Genomic DNA, 17,597 nt, shown 5'->3' on the forward strand with positions numbered 1-17,597 from the left:
ATAAAAGGAATCCTATATTTTATGTGGAATAACCTATATATATTTTATTTTTAGGAAATGTTTTAAACTATTACATTATTAGGATAATTACAGAATTTGGTATAAGAAGTTTGCTTAGTTGTGCAGCTTCTGAACTGGGGGGTGCCTTACTTGAACAACAGTGAAGTATTAGTAAGTCTTGATATAGGTACATCAAAAATCAAAGTTATAATAGGTGAGGTTTTAAACGATTCATTAAACATCATTGGAGTTGGTTCTGCTAAATCAAATGGCATGAAGAAAGGTGCTATTATAGACATTGATCAGACAGTCCAGTCCATTAGAAATGCTGTTGAACAAGCAGAACGTATGGTAGGCATGCAAATTGATAGTGTTGTAGTCGGCGTGAATGGAAATCACATTCAATTACAACCTTGTCACGGAGTAGTAGCGGTTCAAAGTGAAAACCGTGAGATAAGTGATGATGATATTACGAGAGTGATTGATGGAGCCCAAGTTATGTCCATTCCTCCAGAACGTGAGATTATCGATGTCATACCTAAACAATTTATTGTTGATGGGTTAGACGAGATTAATGATCCACGAGGAATGATTGGCGTACGATTAGAAATGGAAGGTACGATTATCACTTGCTCTAAGACGGTTTTACATAACATCTTAAAATGTGTGGAGCGAGCAAATCTCCAGGTTGCTGATATTTGTCTTCAACCACTTGCAGCTGGTACGACCGCCTTATCAAAGGATGAAAAGAACATGGGTGTCGCATTGATTGATGTTGGTGGTGGTTGCTCAACTGTATCTATTTTTGAAGGTGATCATCTTGTCTCAACAAGTGTCGTTCAATTGGGCGGTGACAATATTACAAAGGATCTGTCGATTGGGTTACGAACGTCTACAGAGGAGGCTGAAGATGTTAAACTAAATTATGGACATGCCTTTTATGATCATGCTTTAGAGGAAGAAGTATTCGATGTTTCCATAATAGGAAGTAATACAAAGCAAACGTATAATCAATTGGAAATCTCAGATATGATAGAAGCTAGAATGGAAGAAATTTTTGCGTTTGCTGAAAGAGAAATTAGAAAGATGGGCTATCATAGATTACCTGGTGGATATGTACTGACTGGAGGTACGATGGCTATGCCGGGTGTTCTGGAGCTTGCGGAGGATATATATCAATCCAATATTCGTATAGCGATTCCAGATTATATAGGTGTCAGAGAACCACAGTTTACTGCGGGGGTTGGAATCTTGCAATTTGCCTACCGTAATGCGAAAATACAAGGAAAAGAATTGTTTCCATCTGTTATCGAACAGAAACAAGAAATACAACCAAAGCGAGTAAAAAAACAGTCAAAATCAAATGAAGCAAAAGAAAATAATAAAAAAGAATCTGGAATAGCTAATTTGTTTAAGTATTTTTTTGATTAGACAATTATTTCCATCGACTTAAAAAGCAGTATTTTTTACTGTATACTTTAAGGTGACCTCTAATTAATTAGCTTCTAGAAACGCTTGTAATTTTGCATATTAGGAGGAACGAGATATGTTGGAGTTTGATACAAACATGGAAGAATTAGCCACAATAAAAGTAATTGGAGTTGGCGGTGGCGGTAATAATGCTGTTAACCGTATGATCGAACACGGCGTTGAAGGTGTAGAGTTTATCGCTGTAAATACAGATGCTCAAGCTTTAAATCTATCAAAAGCAGAATTGAAAATACAAATTGGTGGAAAATTAACTAGAGGATTAGGTGCTGGAGCTAATCCTGAAGTAGGCAAAAAAGCCGCAGAAGAAAGTAAAGAACAGCTTGAGGAAGTACTGCAAGGAGCAGATATGATATTTGTAACTGCTGGAATGGGTGGAGGTACTGGTACTGGTGCTGCTCCAGTTATTGCACAGATCGCAAAAGATCTTGGTGCCCTTACAGTAGGAGTAGTAACGCGTCCATTCTCTTTTGAAGGCCGAAGAAGATCCACGCAAGCAATTTCTGGAATTGAGTCATTAAAAGGTAGTGTGGACACATTAATTGTTATACCAAATGATCGTCTTCTAGAGATAGTAGATAAAAATACACCAATGTTAGAAGCTTTCCGCGAAGCTGATAATGTATTGCGTCAGGGTGTACAAGGCATTTCAGATTTAATTGCAAAACCAGGGCTAATCAATGTTGACTTTGCCGATGTTAAAACCATTATGTTTGATAAGGGCTCTGCCCTAATGGGGATTGGTGTAGCTACTGGTGAAACAAGGGCTACTGAGGCTGCTAAAAAAGCAATCTCTTCACCACTATTAGAAACCTCAATAGATGGCGCGCACGGCATCTTGATGAATATAACTGGGGGTACTAACTTAAGTCTGTATGAAGTTCAAGAAGCTGCTGATTTAGTTACTTCTGCTGCCGATAATGAAGTCAATGTAATCTTTGGATCGGTTATTAATGAAAACTTAAAAGATGAAATTGTTGTCACGGTTATAGCGACAGGCTTTGATGAATCTACTAAGAAAATGGAGCAGCAACCAAAACAGCATCGACCGGTAATTAATCATCATCAGCATGCTGCTACTAGAGTAAATGAAGAACCACCTAGTAGAGAAAGAGAGAGTGAACCTGTTCAACAGCAAAGACCAAGACAAGAGGAAGATGGTTTAGATATTCCAACTTTCTTAAGAAATCGAAACCGTAATCGAAATCGTTAATGATAAAAAGAAGGCAATGCTACTATTACGTGCATTGGCCTTTTTTATTGTCAAAGAAATTATAAAATTAGTCCATGTGGATACATAGGAGCGTGTTGAGCCGCGTCGAGCGTAAACGCCCTACGATAAGTCATCATCAGTTCGCAAGTTCACCGTTATTCCTTTATCTCTGTTGATTCGCTCTAGTCGCTACGTTTCTAATCGAGCGATTGCGCTTTTATTCTTTGTCAATTTGTTCATTATAAGGAAAAGAACCATCCTATGAATGAATTTAGAACATGAGTAACAATTGGACTGGCACTGGTACTTTATTACTATAAATTCTGTTTTCCAGTTCCTCTCTCGATTTTCTTCACTATTACACCCACCACACAAAAATTGGCCAAATTATCAAGTTTAAGCATTATGTATATCCTCTTTTCTTTTAAATTGGATCAACCAATTTCATGCATAGGTCATTTAAGTCCAATTTTTAACTTGGCTATAATTACCGACAAACATTCCAACAACTCGTTAAAATTAGTCATACGAACCATACAGGAAATGACAGACTTTTCCTTTTCTCTTCGATATACTTTAATCATTATGAAGTTAATAATTTAAAATCTTTCATATGACAGAATACGTGAAAGGAAGGAAAGGTGTGACTATTTATCTGGATGCTGTTTGGGCATTAAATTTTTTATTAGATATCATGCTTTTAATGCTCACACAAGCTTTAGCAAGAGATAGTACACGGATTATCCGCATAGTAATTGGGGGATTTGTTGCATCTTTACTCGTTCCTATCTCTCTCTATTTTCCTGATACTTTTTTTACCAGTGTAATAGGAAAACTCTTGTTCTCGTGCTTCATTATCTTAACTACATTTGGTTATCATAATTTTTACCGTTGGATAAAATTATTGCTGCTATTTTATTTTATTACCTTCTCTATTGGAGGTGGATTAATAGGTATTCACTATTTATTTCAGCGTCCATTTGGTTTAGACAGCAATGGATTTCTGACCTTTAACAGCGGCTTTGGAGATCCAGTAAGCTGGCTATTTGTTGTAATCGGGTTTCCATTGGTTTGGGTATTTACAAAATCCCGTATGGACAAGCATGCTGCAGAAAAAATACGCTATGATCAATTGTGCCCAGTAACTATACAAATTAAGGGAAAGAGCTATTCTACTACAGGGTACATTGATAGTGGTAATCAATTAATCGATCCGCTTACAAAAAAACCGGTAATCTTATGCGACGAACCTTTCTTGAAGAATTGGTTTACGGAAGAAGAATGGAAACGAGTTCGTAAGTGCAGTGAATCACTAGATTTGGATAGTTTGCCAACGGAGTGGGAGAAATATTTGCAGTTAGTACCTTATCAAGGTGTTCAAGGTAATAGTACATTTCTCTTTACGATTCGACCAGATACATTAGTTATCTATTATGGTGAACAAAAGATTGTAACGAGTAAAGTATTGGTAGGGCTTCAGTTTTCCAATCTAACAAAAGATGAAAGCTATCATTGTTTATTACATCCACAAATTATAAAATTAGCGACAATTCATTCTGCATAAAGGAGAGATTGCTTTGAGATCAACAAAATTACGCCTTCGTTTATGGTGGTACAAAATTTTAATTAAATTAGGACTCAAATCAGATGAAATATATTATATTGGTGGGAGTGAAGCTTTACCACCACCACTTTCTAAGCAAGAAGAACAGGAATTATTAGTCTTACTTCCAAAGGGAGATAAATCCGCCAGAGCCATTTTAATCGAACGAAATTTACGATTGGTTGTTTATATTGCTCGTAAATTTGAAAACACAGGAATAAATATTGAAGATTTAATTAGTATTGGAACAATCGGACTTATTAAAGCGGTGAATACCTTTAATCCTGAGAAAAAAATTAAACTTGCCACATATGCATCTCGTTGTATAGAAAATGAAATTTTAATGTATTTAAGAAGAAATAATAAGCTTAAATCAGAGGTATCCTTTGATGAACCGCTAAATATCGATTGGGATGGAAATGAGTTACTACTCTCTGATGTTTTAGGAACAGATGAAGATATAATTACAAGAAATCTAGAGTCCAGCGTTGATAAAAGCTTATTGAAGAATGCTCTGTCACAGTTAAATGCCCGTGAAAAACAAATCATGGAGCTGAGATTTGGTTTAATTGGAGAAGAAGAAAAAACACAAAAGGATGTAGCGGATATGTTAGGTATTTCTCAGTCATATATTTCCCGATTAGAGAAAAAAATTATTCGCCGATTAAAAAAAGAATTTAATAAAATGGTCTAGCCTTGTCGCTGTAAGTAAAGAAGGTTTTTATGAGTATTTCTTCATGCTAGTGTCTGCATAAAAATCTTCTCAGTCGGAGATACTGTCCATGAACAGCATCACCAACTGGGAGGGTTGAACGCAGATGACAAGACATAAGGTTGAAATATGTGGTGTTGATACATCGAAGCTACCTGTACTAAAGAATGAAGAAATGCGAGAATTATTTAAGAGAATGCAACAAGGAGATGGAGACTTATCTGCACGGGAGGAGCTGGTTAACGGAAATCTGCGACTTGTCTTAAGTGTTATTCAACGATTTAATAATCGTGGAGAATACGTTGATGACTTGTTTCAGGTTGGCTGCATCGGATTAATGAAATCCATAGATAATTTTGATTTATCCCATAATGTGAGGTTTTCTACCTATGCTGTTCCTATGATCATTGGGGAAATCAGAAGATACTTGCGAGATAATAATCCAATTAGAGTTTCTAGATCATTACGCGATATTGCTTATAAAGCACTACAAGTAAGAGAAAAATTAATCAACAAAACATCAAAGGAACCAACCCCAATGGAAATTGCAGAAGAAATGGGTATTCCCCATTCAGATATTGTTTTTGCATTGGATGCTATACAGGATCCGGTTTCCTTATTCGAACCAATTTACAATGATGGCGGTGATCCGATCTATGTAATGGATCAAATAAGTGATGATAAGGATAAGGATTCTACCTGGCTTGATAAATTATCTTTAAAAGAGGGGATGCATCAATTAAACGATCGTGAAAAAATGATACTAAACAAACGATTCTTCCAAGGAAAAACACAGATGGAAGTTGCAGATGAAATTGGAATTTCCCAGGCGCAGGTTTCTCGTTTGGAAAAAGCAGCGATTAAACAAATGAATAAACAGATGTTTGAATAAATGAAAGGCTATTAAGATAGTCAAGGGAAGATTACGGATCTGTTCCCTCAGAGTGTAGAAACGCTATAGGTGTTTCTACACTTTCAGCTTGTAGAGAATGTCTACAAGCTTTTTTATTCTGGTAATTTAAGGAAATTATAAGTGTTAGCCAATCTGGATAAATATGGGCGTGTTGAGCCGCTTCCAGCTTCAGTGCCCAGGGAACGATGCGACTTCATGAATCACCCTAATCTAAGTCATCATCGGCTCACAAGCTCACAGTGATTCCTTTATCTCCGTTGACTCGCTCTAGTCGCTACGAACCTGTTTGAAGTAAACAACGAATCTCCTGCAAATTTTGACGAGTTCGTGTCATAAGTATCTATAACTTCCAACGCAAGCATTCTTGTATAACTAATCGCAAAGATATCTTGTAAATTTATTGTTCCATGAAAGATCACAAAAGTTATGCATATATATAGAGTAAGGGTGAGGTGAATAAAAGTGATAAAATTATCTGAACTACAAATTAAAGAAGTAATCATTATTGACAATGGTCGAAAACTGGGACATATCAATGACTTAGAAATTGATACAACAAATGGTAGAATTCTTGCAATTGTAATCATTCCGAGGGATAAGAAAAGTGGATTATTTGGTAAGGCAGAAGAACTTGTTATCCATTGGAATCAAATTGTTCGAATTGGATCGGATGTTATCCTCGTAAAAGATGTCGAAAAGCCGAAATTATATAATGAACCATTTATTCAGGAAAGAAAATAAAAAACAGCAGATTTTGTGGTAAAATGAAACAAGCAGTGAACGTGGGAGGTAGTTAGATTGTCAGAGCCCTTTATCAAGCACAATGATTCCATATTACATATCGAAAAATGGCAAAAACGAAATGAAAAATTAAAAGTTGGATTTACCACAAAACATGGTGGAGTAAGTAGGCAACCATACGCATCCTTAAATGGTGGGTTACATGTTAATGATAGTACAGAAAATGTAATAAAAAATAGAGAAATAATTGCTAATCATGTAAGGATTCCATTAAATAATTGGGTTAGTGGAGAGCAAATCCATCAAACACGCATACATGCTGTCACTGAAAATGACAAAGGTAAAGGTGCAACCGAATATGATACGGCAATTAAAGATACAGACGGATTAATTACAAATACTTCAGGGATTTTATGTACTGGATTTTTTGCAGATTGTGTTCCATTATTTTTCTTCGACCCAATTACTTCTTATATTGGTATTGCACACGCAGGGTGGAAAGGTACTGTTAGTGGGATAGCTGATGATATGGTCAATACCCTAGCCAATCATGGGGTAAATGTGAGCGACTTGTTAGTGGCTATCGGCCCTTGCATAACAAAGCAGTTTTACGAAGTAGAGCAAAAGGTTATCGATAGGATTCCATTATCACATAGACAAAGTTCAGTTCTACCAACTGGTATAAATCGATATTTACTTGATTTAAAACAATTAAATATAGATATTCTTTTACAAGCTGGGGTATTACGTAATAATATAGATGTAACAAATTATTGCACGTTTCGAGAGAATGACTTATTTTTCTCACACCGCAGAGATCATGGGAGAACTGGTAGAATGTTAGGCTTTATTGGCTTTTCATCATGATTATACGAGGGAGGAGAATTGGAAATAATGGATGTAGCACAAAATTTAACAGCAATACAGCAAAAAATAAGACAAGCATGTTTGAAGCGTAATCGAAATCTGGAGGACATCACCATAATTGGTGTGACGAAATATGTTACAATAGAGCGAACAGAGGAAACGATACTAGCTGGCATCACGAATATCGGTGAAAATCGACTTGAGGGCTTCCAAGAGAAGTATAATCTTTTAAAAGACAAAGGGACCTGGCACTTTATTGGTACACTGCAATCTAGGAAAGTAAAAGAAATTATTAATCAAGTTGATTTTTTGCATTCGCTGGATAGATTATCGTTAGCGAAAGAAATAAATAAACGTGCAACTGATCCAGTGAACTGCTTTATTCAAGTAAATGTAAGCGGCGAAGAATCGAAACATGGTATTGATCCAGACCAAGTTATTCCATTTATAGAGGACTTAGCAAACTATCCTAACGTGTATGTAGTTGGTTTGATGACAATGGCTCCTCACATTGATGATAAAGAAAAACTACGAATGATTTTCCGTAGATTAGCTGATATAAGGTCAAACGTACAACGTGAAAATTATACGCATGCGCCTTGTCAGTATCTTTCTATGGGCATGAGTAATGATTATGAAATAGCAATTGAAGAGGGTGCAACACATATCCGAATTGGTACAAAATTAGTAGGGTGAGGTGACAAAATGAGCTTAAAGAACAAAATTAAAAACTATTTCACAATGGAAGATGAGTATGAATATGAATATGTTGATGTTGATGAACTAGAAAATGATCCTAGACCACAACCGAAAGATAAAAATCAAAATGTCGTTAATCTTACTAGTATGCAAAATCCAACTTCTAAAGTTGTACTATGTGAACCTAGGACATACAATGAAGCCCAGGAAATAGCCGACAATATCGTTAATCGCCGAGCAGTCGTTATTAATCTACAACGCGTGGACAATCATCAGGCGAAACGCATCGTCGACTTTTTAAGTGGAACAGTATATGCTGTAAATGGCGATATACAAAAGCTGGGTGCACAAACATTCCTCTGTACACCTGATAATGTCAATGTGTCTGGTACGATTACAGACGCTTTTATGGAAGATGAATATGAAAAAGGATGGTAGCAAATAAATGTTTGGACTTTATCGATTATTAGATACTGCTTTTGTTATATACAGTTATGCGTTAATTATATATATTTTTATGTCGTGGTTTCCAGGTGCAAGGGAATCTTCATTCGGACAAATATTAGCAAAAGTATGTGAACCGTATTTAGAGCAATTTCGTAAGTTTATTCCTCCGATCGGCATGATCGACCTATCACCAATCGTCGCCATTTTTGTCTTGTATTTAGCAAGAATGGGGTTATTACAATTCTTCCAGATGTTTGTTTTTTAAAGGGTTAAACAATGGAGATCTACCAGCATTTTAGGAAAGATGAGGAGCCCTTTATTGATCAGGTCATGTCATGGAAGGAACAAGTGGAGCGATCCTTTCAGCAACGGTTAACAGATTTTCTTGACCCTCGTGAACAGCAGATCATGGACATGCTTATTGGTTCCAAAGGCGATGAAGTAAAACTAGCCTATCATGGAGGAAATCCATATGTGGAGCGGAAACGGGTAGTAATTGCCCCCTTTTATGACACAATACAAGCTGATGATTTTCAATTAACATTATTACAAGCTAGTTATCAATCTAAATTTGTAAATGTGACACACAGCGACATAATGGGCGCATTTCTATCTTTAGGTATTAAACGAAAAAAGCTTGGAGATATTTACGTGGACAATGGCCTGATCCAAATCGTCGTTGCAGATGAAATAGCTTCATATGTGAAGACTAATTTATTATCCATCAAAACAACAAAAATAACGTTGGAAGAAATGCCGTTATCAGAATTTAAACGGAAACAAATGAACTGGGAGGAATCAGATTGCACCGTCTCCTCCTTACGACTTGATACACTTGTTAAAGAAATCTACCGGATTTCAAGAAAAGATGCGGTATCTTACATTAATAAGTCACATGTCAAGGTGAATTTTAAAGTCATCGAAGATGTAAAGTTTCTCTTACAGGAAGGTGATCTATTATCACTAAGAGGTAAGGGAAGGAGTAAAGTGGTACAAATTAGGGGGAAAACAAAAAAAGATAAAATTAAGGTAACTACTGCAATCTTGAAATAATTTTGTTAAATATGCAGGAATTAGCTACCTTTTGTCGAATAAAAGTGTAAGATGGGGATAGTACGTTTTGTGAAACAACTTTAATAGGAGGTGGCTGTTGTGCCATTATCACCATTGGATATTCATAATAAAGAATTCACTAGAAGTTTTCGCGGATATGATGAAGATGAGGTAAACGAATTTCTTGATCAGGTAATTAAAGATTATGAAATGGTTATACGTGAGAAAAAGGATTTAAAGGAGCAAGTAGATCACTTAAATGAGAAGCTTGGTCACTTTACGAATATCGAAGAAACCCTAAATAAATCAATTCTTATCGCGCAGGAAACTGCCGAAGAGCTAAAAGGCAATGCTACAAAAGAATCCAAATTAATAATTAAAGAGGCAGAAAAAAATGCTGACCGCATTATTAACGAAGCTCTAAGCAAGTCTCGTCGTATTTCAATGGATGTAGAAGAGTTAAAAAAACAGGCCAAAGTCTTTCGTACACGTTTAAAAATGTTGGTTGAAGCTCAGTTGGACATGATAGGTACTGATGATTGGGAACAGTTATTTGATGCGGAAATAGGTGAAGACCTAGAATTAGCAGAGAATGAATCATAAGCCTTGACGCTAGTCGCTATTTTACATATAATTCTTACACAGAGGTCTATGAATCATTAGTTGAATAAATTAAGCAAGGATAGAGCTAGTATAAAGGTGAGTTACTGAATAGCGAGTTGGGGTATGGTGGGAGCCCAACACAGTAATACTTTTAGAAAATCACTCTTGAGCTTTCATTATGAAATGAATTAGTAATGAACGGGATCATTCACGTTACGAATTTCGAGTGAATTTGACAGTTAGTCAAATTTATAAGGGTGGTACCGCGAGTCTTCTCGTCCCTTTTGGGATAGAGGGGATTTTTTAATTTAGAAGGAGGAGCATAAATGGACTATAAAGAAACATTATTAATGCCAAAAACTGCATTTCCGATGCGTGGAAACTTACCAAATAAAGAGCCTATTCGCCAGTCAGAATGGGAGGAAAAGGACCTATATAAAAAGAGCTTAGAAAGAACAAAGGGGAAACCATTATTTATTCTTCATGATGGCCCTCCATATGCAAACGGAGATTTGCATATTGGTCACGCATTAAATAAAATTTTAAAGGATTTTATTACTCGTTATAAATCGATGACAGGATATCATGTACCATATGTTCCAGGATGGGATACACATGGTTTACCAATTGAAACAGCACTGACAAAAAATAAGAAAGTGAAACGTAAAGAATTAAGTATTGCTGAATTTCGAAAACTTTGTGCTGAATACGCACTTGGACAAGTAGATAACCAGCGGGAGCAATTTAAAAAGCTAGGTGTACGTGCCGATTGGGACAATCCATATATTACGTTGACAAAGGATTATGAGGCCGCGCAAATAAAAGTATTTGGAGAAATGGCGAAGAAAGGCTATATATATAAAGGATTAAAGCCAGTGTATTGGTCTCCTTCTTCAGAATCCGCTTTGGCCGAAGCCGAAATTGAATACCATGATAAACGATCTCCTTCCATCTACGTTTCATTTGAAGTAACGGATGGTAGAGGCTTATTGGAATCTGACGTCAAATTTATTATCTGGACGACAACACCTTGGACGATCCCAGCTAATCTTGGAATAAGTATCCACCCTGAATTAGAATATGCTGTAGTTGCAGTAAATGATGATAAGTTTGTCATTGCTCACGCTCTTTTAGAAGCAGTGACAGAGGCGTTAGAATGGAACAATCCAGAAGTAATTCAAACCTTTAAAGGAGAAGAAGCGGATAAGGTTGTCGCTAAACACCCTTTCTATGATCGTGAATCATTAGTAATGCTTGGAGAACATGTAACAACAGAAGCTGGTACAGGTTGTGTTCATACAGCACCTGGACATGGTGAAGATGACTTTTACGTAGCTAGAAGTTACGGTATGGATGCACTTTGCCCAGTAGATGAAAAAGGTGTATTTACCGATGAAGCTCCTGGCTTTGAAGGTCTGTTTTATGATAAAGCAAATAAAGTAATTACAGAAAAATTAGACGAAGCCGGTGCATTGTTAAAGCTCGCATTTATAACGCATTCCTATCCACATGATTGGCGTACGAAGAAACCAACGATATTCCGTGCAACGTCACAGTGGTTTGCTTCGATTAAGGACTTTCGTCATACGATATTAGATGAAATCAAAGCTATCAATTGGTATCCACAATGGGGAGAAACAAGATTATATAATATGGTGCGAGATAGGGAAGATTGGTGTATTTCACGTCAGCGAACATGGGGTGTGCCAATCCCAGTATTTTATGCAGAGGATAAAACACCAATCATTACAGATGAAACAATTAGTCATGTGTCTGATTTATTTAAGGAGCATGGATCTAATATTTGGTTCGAGTGGAAAGCAAATGATTTACTACCTAAAGGCTTTACCTCGGAGCACAGCCCAAACAATATGTTTACCAAAGAAACGGATATTATGGATGTATGGTTTGATTCTGGATCTTCACATGAAGCGGTATTACTTGGCAGAGAAGATCATTATCGTCCAGCAGATATTTATTTAGAAGGTAGCGACCAATACCGAGGGTGGTTTAATTCATCCTTATCCACATCAGTAGCTGTTACTGGAAAAGCTCCTTATAAAACTGTTATTAGCCATGGGTTTGCACTTGATGGTGACGGTAGAAAGATGAGTAAATCGCTGGGCAATGTAATTCAACCTGGGAAAGTACAGAAGCAGCTAGGGTCGGATATTCTTCGTTTATGGGTATCTTCAGTAGATTATCAAGCTGATGTTCGTATTTCAAATGATATCTTAAAACAGGTTTCTGAAGCGTATCGTAAAATCCGTAACACATTCCGTTTTATGCTTGCTAATCTTGCTGATTTTGATCCGAAAACAGATCGAGTTGCTGATACAGAATTGGAAGATGTCGACAAATATATGCTCTATCGTCTTCAACGATTAATAAACGATGTGCGTGTAAGCTATGAAAGCTATGAGTTTTCACCAATATTCCATCAAATTCATAATTTCTGTGCAGTTGATTTGAGCTCCTTCTATTTGGATTTTGCTAAAGATATTTTATATATTGAAGCAAAGGATAATCATAGAAGACGTAGTATTCAAACAGGCTATTATGAAATTCTAACGTCTCTAGTTAAACTATTAACACCGATTATTCCGCATACAGCTGAAGAAGTGTGGGAGTATATTCCAGGAGTAGAAAGTGATAGTGTTCAATTAACAGACATTCCTGAGTCGAGAGAAATAACAAAATTTGCTGTAGAAAAATGGGATCACTTCATGCGTGTTCGTGATGATGTGTTAAAGGCATTAGAAGAAGCTAGAAATGAGAAAATAATTGGTAAGTCACTTGAAGCAAAAATAAAGTTAGTACCGAAAGATGAGCAAACGAAAGATGTATTACAGTCTATTGAGCAGCTACATCAATATTTAATTGTTTCAGAGGCTGAGGTAAGTGATGATACGTCAGAAACTAAGCCTTATTCGTATGTTCATGTTGCAGTTAATAAACACGCTGGAGAAAAATGTGAACGATGCTGGATTTCTGCTACAACAGTAGGTGAAGATAGTGAACACCCTGCTTTATGTTCACGTTGTGCTGAGGTCGTAAAGAGACATTATTCCGCATAAATTTAATCTAGTCATTAAAAAGAATCTGGACAAAAGTAAATAAGAAACACAAAAACGAGCTATAATTCATTAATGAATTATAGCTCGTTTTTTATTAAAAGTTAAGAAAGTATAAAATCAGTGCAATGACTGCGTTAAGCCAAGTAGTTATTTTGAAATGTTTGATGTATATTGGCAATGCTCCGACTAATTACTTCGCTTTCCGCGGGCACGGCCTCAACTAACTTTGCAAAGAAGAACACGTTGCAAAGTGGATTTTCGGCTCGCGCAATTCCCGCAGGAGTCTACGTAATTCGTCTCCGCTATGAGAAGGTGCAACAATTCTTGTCATAAGTAATAGGTTGACTTTTTTTACAATGGGTAAAGTGAAAATCGCTATCCGTGAGTATAAAAGCAGCTGTGTTACTTCATGCTAGCGTTGTAGAGCCTGATAATAGCGAAGGCCGGCCACTTCAACTCCTGTGGGAAATGTTTGACCTGAAGATCCACTTTTTTGAGCGGGTTTTGCTAAAAAAGTTAGCTGAAGGACAAACCCCACGGAAAGGGAAGTGGGCAGCCGGAGTGGTGGTCAAGCAGTAGCTATTATTCCATAATAGCTACTAGAGGAAGCGTAAATCTGAGCATGTAGTGATAAGGACTGAGCGAATTTTGCTCAGTTTTTTTACTGAAATATGCGAAGCCTCCTTGAAAAAAGAACGCTTTTTCTGCGCGATGCACCGCTGCCGAATCCTTCCTTATCTATGTACATTTATATACACAATTAACGGAATAATAAAAAAATTATGTAACCTGATAGTTTTTAACTATTAAAAGATTCTGGTTATTTAATAAATTATATGATATAATTCGCTTGACTATTTCTAACGTTAATGAAGTATAAAAAGGGGGAATCGCATTGAAAAGGTTTTTAGGCTTTATAGTTATTCTCGGCATTCTGGCGCTTACAGCATGTGGAAGCGATGAGAACGATGAGGGAACAGCTGCAACAGATGATAAGAGTTATCAAATTGGAGTAAGTCAAATCGTGGAACATCCGTCACTTGATGCAGCTTACGAAGGCTTTCAAGAAGCATTAAATGATGCCGGAATTAACGCCGAATTTGATTTTCAAAGTGCTCAGGGAGATCAGAATAATATTAAACCAATCTCAGATGGGTTTGTAGCAGATAGTGTTGATTTAATTTTTGCTAATTCTACTCCAAGTGCGATTGGTGCCTTGCAGGCTACCCGTGACATACCGATTGTTTTTACCTCGGTAACCGATGCTGTAGAAGCAGGTTTAATAAAAACCATGGAAGAACCTGGTGATAATATAACTGGTGTGGTAGACCTTCATCCTGATGCAATTGCAAAGACAGTTGAATTTATAGAAACCTATTTTTCTGATGCAACGGTTGGTATGCTCTATAATGCAGGTGAGCAAAATTCAGTAACGCAGGTCGATGCGGTAAAAACAGCTGCTGAAGGCACCGGAATAACAATTGAAGAAAGAACGGTTGCTACATCTTCTGAAGTTCAGCAAGCTGCTACTTCACTTGTTAGTGATGTTGATCTTTTTTATATTATTACAGATAATACAGTAGTTTCAGCACTAGATAGCGTAGTAGGAGTTGCAAATGATCAGGATATTCCATTGATTGTTGGCGAGCCTGATTCACTAGCTAAAGGTGGATTTGCAACGTTTGGTATTGATTATAATACAATTGGATATCGAACAGGTGAAATGGCAGCAGCAATATTAAAAGGAGATAAAGCCCCAAGTGATTTTCTAGTTGAATACCCACCTGAACTCCAGTTATTTATTAATAAGCAGGCTGCCGAAGAGCAAAATGTAGAATGGAATACAGAATGGGATGAATCAGCGCAGTTTTTAGAAGCTGAATAGACGAATAATAGAGTAGAGCCGGAGATGAGTCTGGCTCTAAATTTTACCTCAAACAGGAGGATTCATATGTTTATATCTTTGTTTGGAGCTGTAGAATCGGGTCTAATCTATGCAATTATGGCATTAGGTGTGTATTTAACCTTTCGTATACTTGATTTTCCAGATCTAACTGTGGATGGCAGCTTTGTTACTGGAGGTGCTGTAGTAGCGCTTTCCATTATGAATGGTGTTTCACCAATTATTGCAACGATACTTGCAGCTGCAGCGGGCTTCATTGCTGGATGTTTTACAGGGTTGCTACATACAAAGGGGAAAATTAATGCTTTACTTTCGGGAATACTTATGATGACAGCGCTTTATTCTATTAATTTACGGATTATGGGGCAGCCTAATTTATCTATTATAAATGAGAATGTCGTATTTGATTCCATTAATTCGCTAATTGAGAACACCGGGATCACTACGTTATTAAACAATTTATTAGCAGTAGTCGGTATTGAACAATTTCCACCTACTTGGGGAATTGTAATCCTTATGGTTGTGGTTACGCTTATGATTAAAGTATTAACTGATTTCTATTTGAAAACAGAGGTAGGTCTTGCACTGCAGGCTATCGGTGACAATAAACAAATGATTCGGAGTCTGTCAGCTAATACAGATTCATTAACCATTATTGGTGTTGGTATCTCTAATGGTATGGTAGCCCTTGCTGGGGCTCTGATCGCTCAACAAGGTGGATTTGCTGATGTTGGTATGGGTATTGGTATGATTGTTATTGGACTTGCTTCTGTTATCATCGGAGAAGCGTTATTTGGTAAAAAAACAGTGGCAAGAGCTACTTTTGCTGTTATCGGTGGAGCAATTATTTATCGGATTATCGTTACGATGGCATTACGCATCGACTTTATGGATACAGGAGATATGAAATTAATGACCGCGCTAATCGTTATTCTTTCTTTAGTAACGCCTAAAATACTACAAGCTAGAAAAGAGAAAAAGCGCCGACTATTAAAACAAAGGCAGCTTTATCCATTGAAAAAGGAGGTCTCGTAAATGCTTGAGCTAGCTAACATATCCGTCACGTTTAACGAACAGACTCCTGACGAAAAAAAGGCATTGCAAGATATTCAATTAGAAATGGATAAAGGTGATTTTGTAACAGTAATCGGAAGTAATGGAGCAGGAAAGTCGACTTTAATGAATGTAATTGCAGGACAAATTATACCTGATGTAGGTGATGTCTTTATAAATCGTCAACAAGTTGCTCATTTGCCAGAGTATAAGCGTTCTACTTTTATTGGCAGGGTTTTTCAGGACCCGATGGCAGGTACAGCTCCTTCCATGACGATAGAAGAGAATCTAGCAATGGCACTTGGTAGGATTCATAAGCGAAAATTAAGACTTGGAGTAACAAAAAACAGGAAATCTACCTTCAAGGAAGTACTAAGTTCCCTGAATTTAGGATTAGAGAATCGATTAACTGCAAAGGTTGGTCTGCTATCTGGTGGTGAAAGACAAGCATTATCGCTGTTAATGACAACTTTTACAGAACCGGAAATATTGTTATTGGACGAACATACTGCGGCGTTAGATCCATCCAGAGCTGCACTGATTACAGAATTAACGGGAGAGGTCGTTCAAAAATTTAATCTTACAACCTTAATGGTGACACATAATATGCAGCAAGCATTGGATTTAGGCAATCGATTAATTATGATGGATAAAGGTCAAATTATTTATGATGTAAGTGGAGAAGAAAAACAAAGATTAACGATTGAAGATTTACTACAGGAGTTCAGACGTATTCGTGGAACACAATTAGATAATGATCGTGCAGTGTTAAGTTAAATTGTTAAATACTCAAATAGGCTTTAATATAAGTCGTCTTTTTTTTGGGGGCTAGGAAATAAAATTTGAGCCTATGGATATATGGGCGTGTTGAGCCGCGTCCAGCCGCATGCGGCCAGTAACGAGGCGACTTCACGAATCGCTCTAATCTAAGTCATCATCTGCTCACAAGCTTTCCGTGATTCCTTTATCTACGTTGACTAGAATCCAGTCACTACGTTTCTAACCGGGCGCTTGCGTTTTTGTTCAAAGTTAAGAAAGTATAAAATCAGTGCAATGACTGCGTTAAGCCAAGTAGTTATTTTGAAATGTTTGATGTATATTGGCAATGCTCCGACTAATTACTTCGCTTTCCGCGGGCACGGCCTCAACTAACTTTGCAAAGAAGAACACGTTGCAAAGTGGATTTTCGGCTCGCGCTAATCCCGCAGGAGTCTACGTAATTAGT

General features: G+C 36.9%; 17 protein-coding genes and 1 other annotated feature. All 17 genes read left to right on the forward strand.

Annotated features, from left to right (window positions below; translation table 11 throughout):
* The first annotated feature begins 150 nt into the window (after positions 1-150).
* Positions 151-1,431, forward strand: a complete 1,281-nt coding sequence (ftsA, locus tag D9782_RS14165; RefSeq protein WP_121605054.1) for a cell division protein FtsA — start codon at positions 151-153, stop codon at positions 1,429-1,431.
* Positions 1,432-1,546: 115 nt separating this feature from the next.
* Positions 1,547-2,701, forward strand: a complete 1,155-nt coding sequence (ftsZ, locus tag D9782_RS14170) for a cell division protein FtsZ (RefSeq protein WP_026680808.1) — start codon at positions 1,547-1,549, stop codon at positions 2,699-2,701.
* A gap of 643 nt (positions 2,702-3,344) precedes the next feature.
* Positions 3,345-4,265 carry a sigma-E processing peptidase SpoIIGA gene (spoIIGA, locus tag D9782_RS14175; protein WP_026680809.1) on the forward strand — a complete coding sequence of 307 codons (921 nt, stop codon included), beginning with the start codon at positions 3,345-3,347 and terminating at the stop codon, positions 4,263-4,265.
* 13 nt (positions 4,266-4,278) lie between these two features.
* Positions 4,279-4,998 carry an RNA polymerase sporulation sigma factor SigE gene (sigE, locus tag D9782_RS14180; RefSeq protein ID WP_026680810.1) on the forward strand — a complete coding sequence of 240 codons (720 nt, stop codon included), beginning with the start codon at positions 4,279-4,281 and terminating at the stop codon, positions 4,996-4,998.
* A 124-nt stretch (positions 4,999-5,122) separates the two neighbouring features.
* The gene (gene sigG / locus D9782_RS14185; RefSeq protein WP_026680811.1) at positions 5,123-5,908 is read left to right on the forward strand and encodes an RNA polymerase sporulation sigma factor SigG; all 786 of its coding nucleotides are present in this window, start codon (positions 5,123-5,125) and stop codon (positions 5,906-5,908) included.
* A gap of 483 nt (positions 5,909-6,391) precedes the next feature.
* Positions 6,392-6,670 (forward strand): YlmC/YmxH family sporulation protein, encoded by a 279-nt coding sequence (locus D9782_RS14190; RefSeq protein ID WP_026680812.1) that lies wholly within the window; start codon positions 6,392-6,394, stop codon positions 6,668-6,670.
* 57 nt (positions 6,671-6,727) lie between these two features.
* Entirely contained in the window at positions 6,728-7,537 is an 810-nt protein-coding gene (gene pgeF / locus D9782_RS14195; RefSeq protein ID WP_121605055.1) for a peptidoglycan editing factor PgeF, read from the forward strand.
* Between the two features lie 27 nt (positions 7,538-7,564).
* Positions 7,565-8,233: a YggS family pyridoxal phosphate-dependent enzyme gene (locus tag D9782_RS14200; protein ID WP_026680814.1), complete on the forward strand. Its 669-nt coding sequence runs from the start codon at positions 7,565-7,567 to the stop codon at positions 8,231-8,233.
* Between the two features lie 9 nt (positions 8,234-8,242).
* Entirely contained in the window at positions 8,243-8,674 is a 432-nt protein-coding gene (locus D9782_RS14205) for a cell division protein SepF (protein ID WP_026680815.1), read from the forward strand.
* 7 nt (positions 8,675-8,681) lie between these two features.
* Complete coding sequence (locus D9782_RS14210; RefSeq protein WP_026680816.1) at positions 8,682-8,948, forward strand: YggT family protein; 267 nt, start codon at positions 8,682-8,684, stop codon at positions 8,946-8,948.
* 65 nt (positions 8,949-9,013) lie between these two features.
* A complete protein-coding gene (locus D9782_RS14215; RefSeq protein WP_371413957.1) occupies positions 9,014-9,736 on the forward strand; it encodes a YlmH family RNA-binding protein in 723 nt (240 codons plus the stop codon).
* 99 nt (positions 9,737-9,835) lie between these two features.
* A complete protein-coding gene (locus tag D9782_RS14220) occupies positions 9,836-10,339 on the forward strand; it encodes a DivIVA domain-containing protein (protein ID WP_026680818.1) in 504 nt (167 codons plus the stop codon).
* Positions 10,340-10,406: 67 nt separating this feature from the next.
* Positions 10,407-10,625 (forward strand) — a binding site (T-box leader).
* 40 nt (positions 10,626-10,665) lie between these two features.
* Positions 10,666-13,416, forward strand: coding sequence for an isoleucine--tRNA ligase (gene ileS / locus D9782_RS14225; RefSeq protein ID WP_121605057.1), 2,751 nt, complete (start codon positions 10,666-10,668; stop codon positions 13,414-13,416).
* A 381-nt stretch (positions 13,417-13,797) separates the two neighbouring features.
* The gene (locus tag D9782_RS14230) at positions 13,798-13,995 is read left to right on the forward strand and encodes a hypothetical protein (RefSeq protein WP_121603754.1); all 198 of its coding nucleotides are present in this window, start codon (positions 13,798-13,800) and stop codon (positions 13,993-13,995) included.
* 316 nt (positions 13,996-14,311) lie between these two features.
* Entirely contained in the window at positions 14,312-15,301 is a 990-nt protein-coding gene (locus D9782_RS14235; protein ID WP_026679612.1) for an ABC transporter substrate-binding protein, read from the forward strand.
* Positions 15,302-15,367: 66 nt separating this feature from the next.
* The gene (locus D9782_RS14240; protein ID WP_026679613.1) at positions 15,368-16,354 is read left to right on the forward strand and encodes an ABC transporter permease; all 987 of its coding nucleotides are present in this window, start codon (positions 15,368-15,370) and stop codon (positions 16,352-16,354) included.
* Positions 16,355-17,149 carry an ABC transporter ATP-binding protein gene (locus tag D9782_RS14245; RefSeq protein ID WP_121605058.1) on the forward strand — a complete coding sequence of 265 codons (795 nt, stop codon included), beginning with the start codon at positions 16,355-16,357 and terminating at the stop codon, positions 17,147-17,149. It abuts the gene before it with no gap.
* Positions 17,150-17,597: the final 448 nt, after the last annotated feature.

This window comes from Virgibacillus sp. Bac332 (assembly GCF_003667785.1).
Lineage (GTDB): Bacteria > Bacillota > Bacilli > Bacillales > Amphibacillaceae > Virgibacillus > Virgibacillus salarius.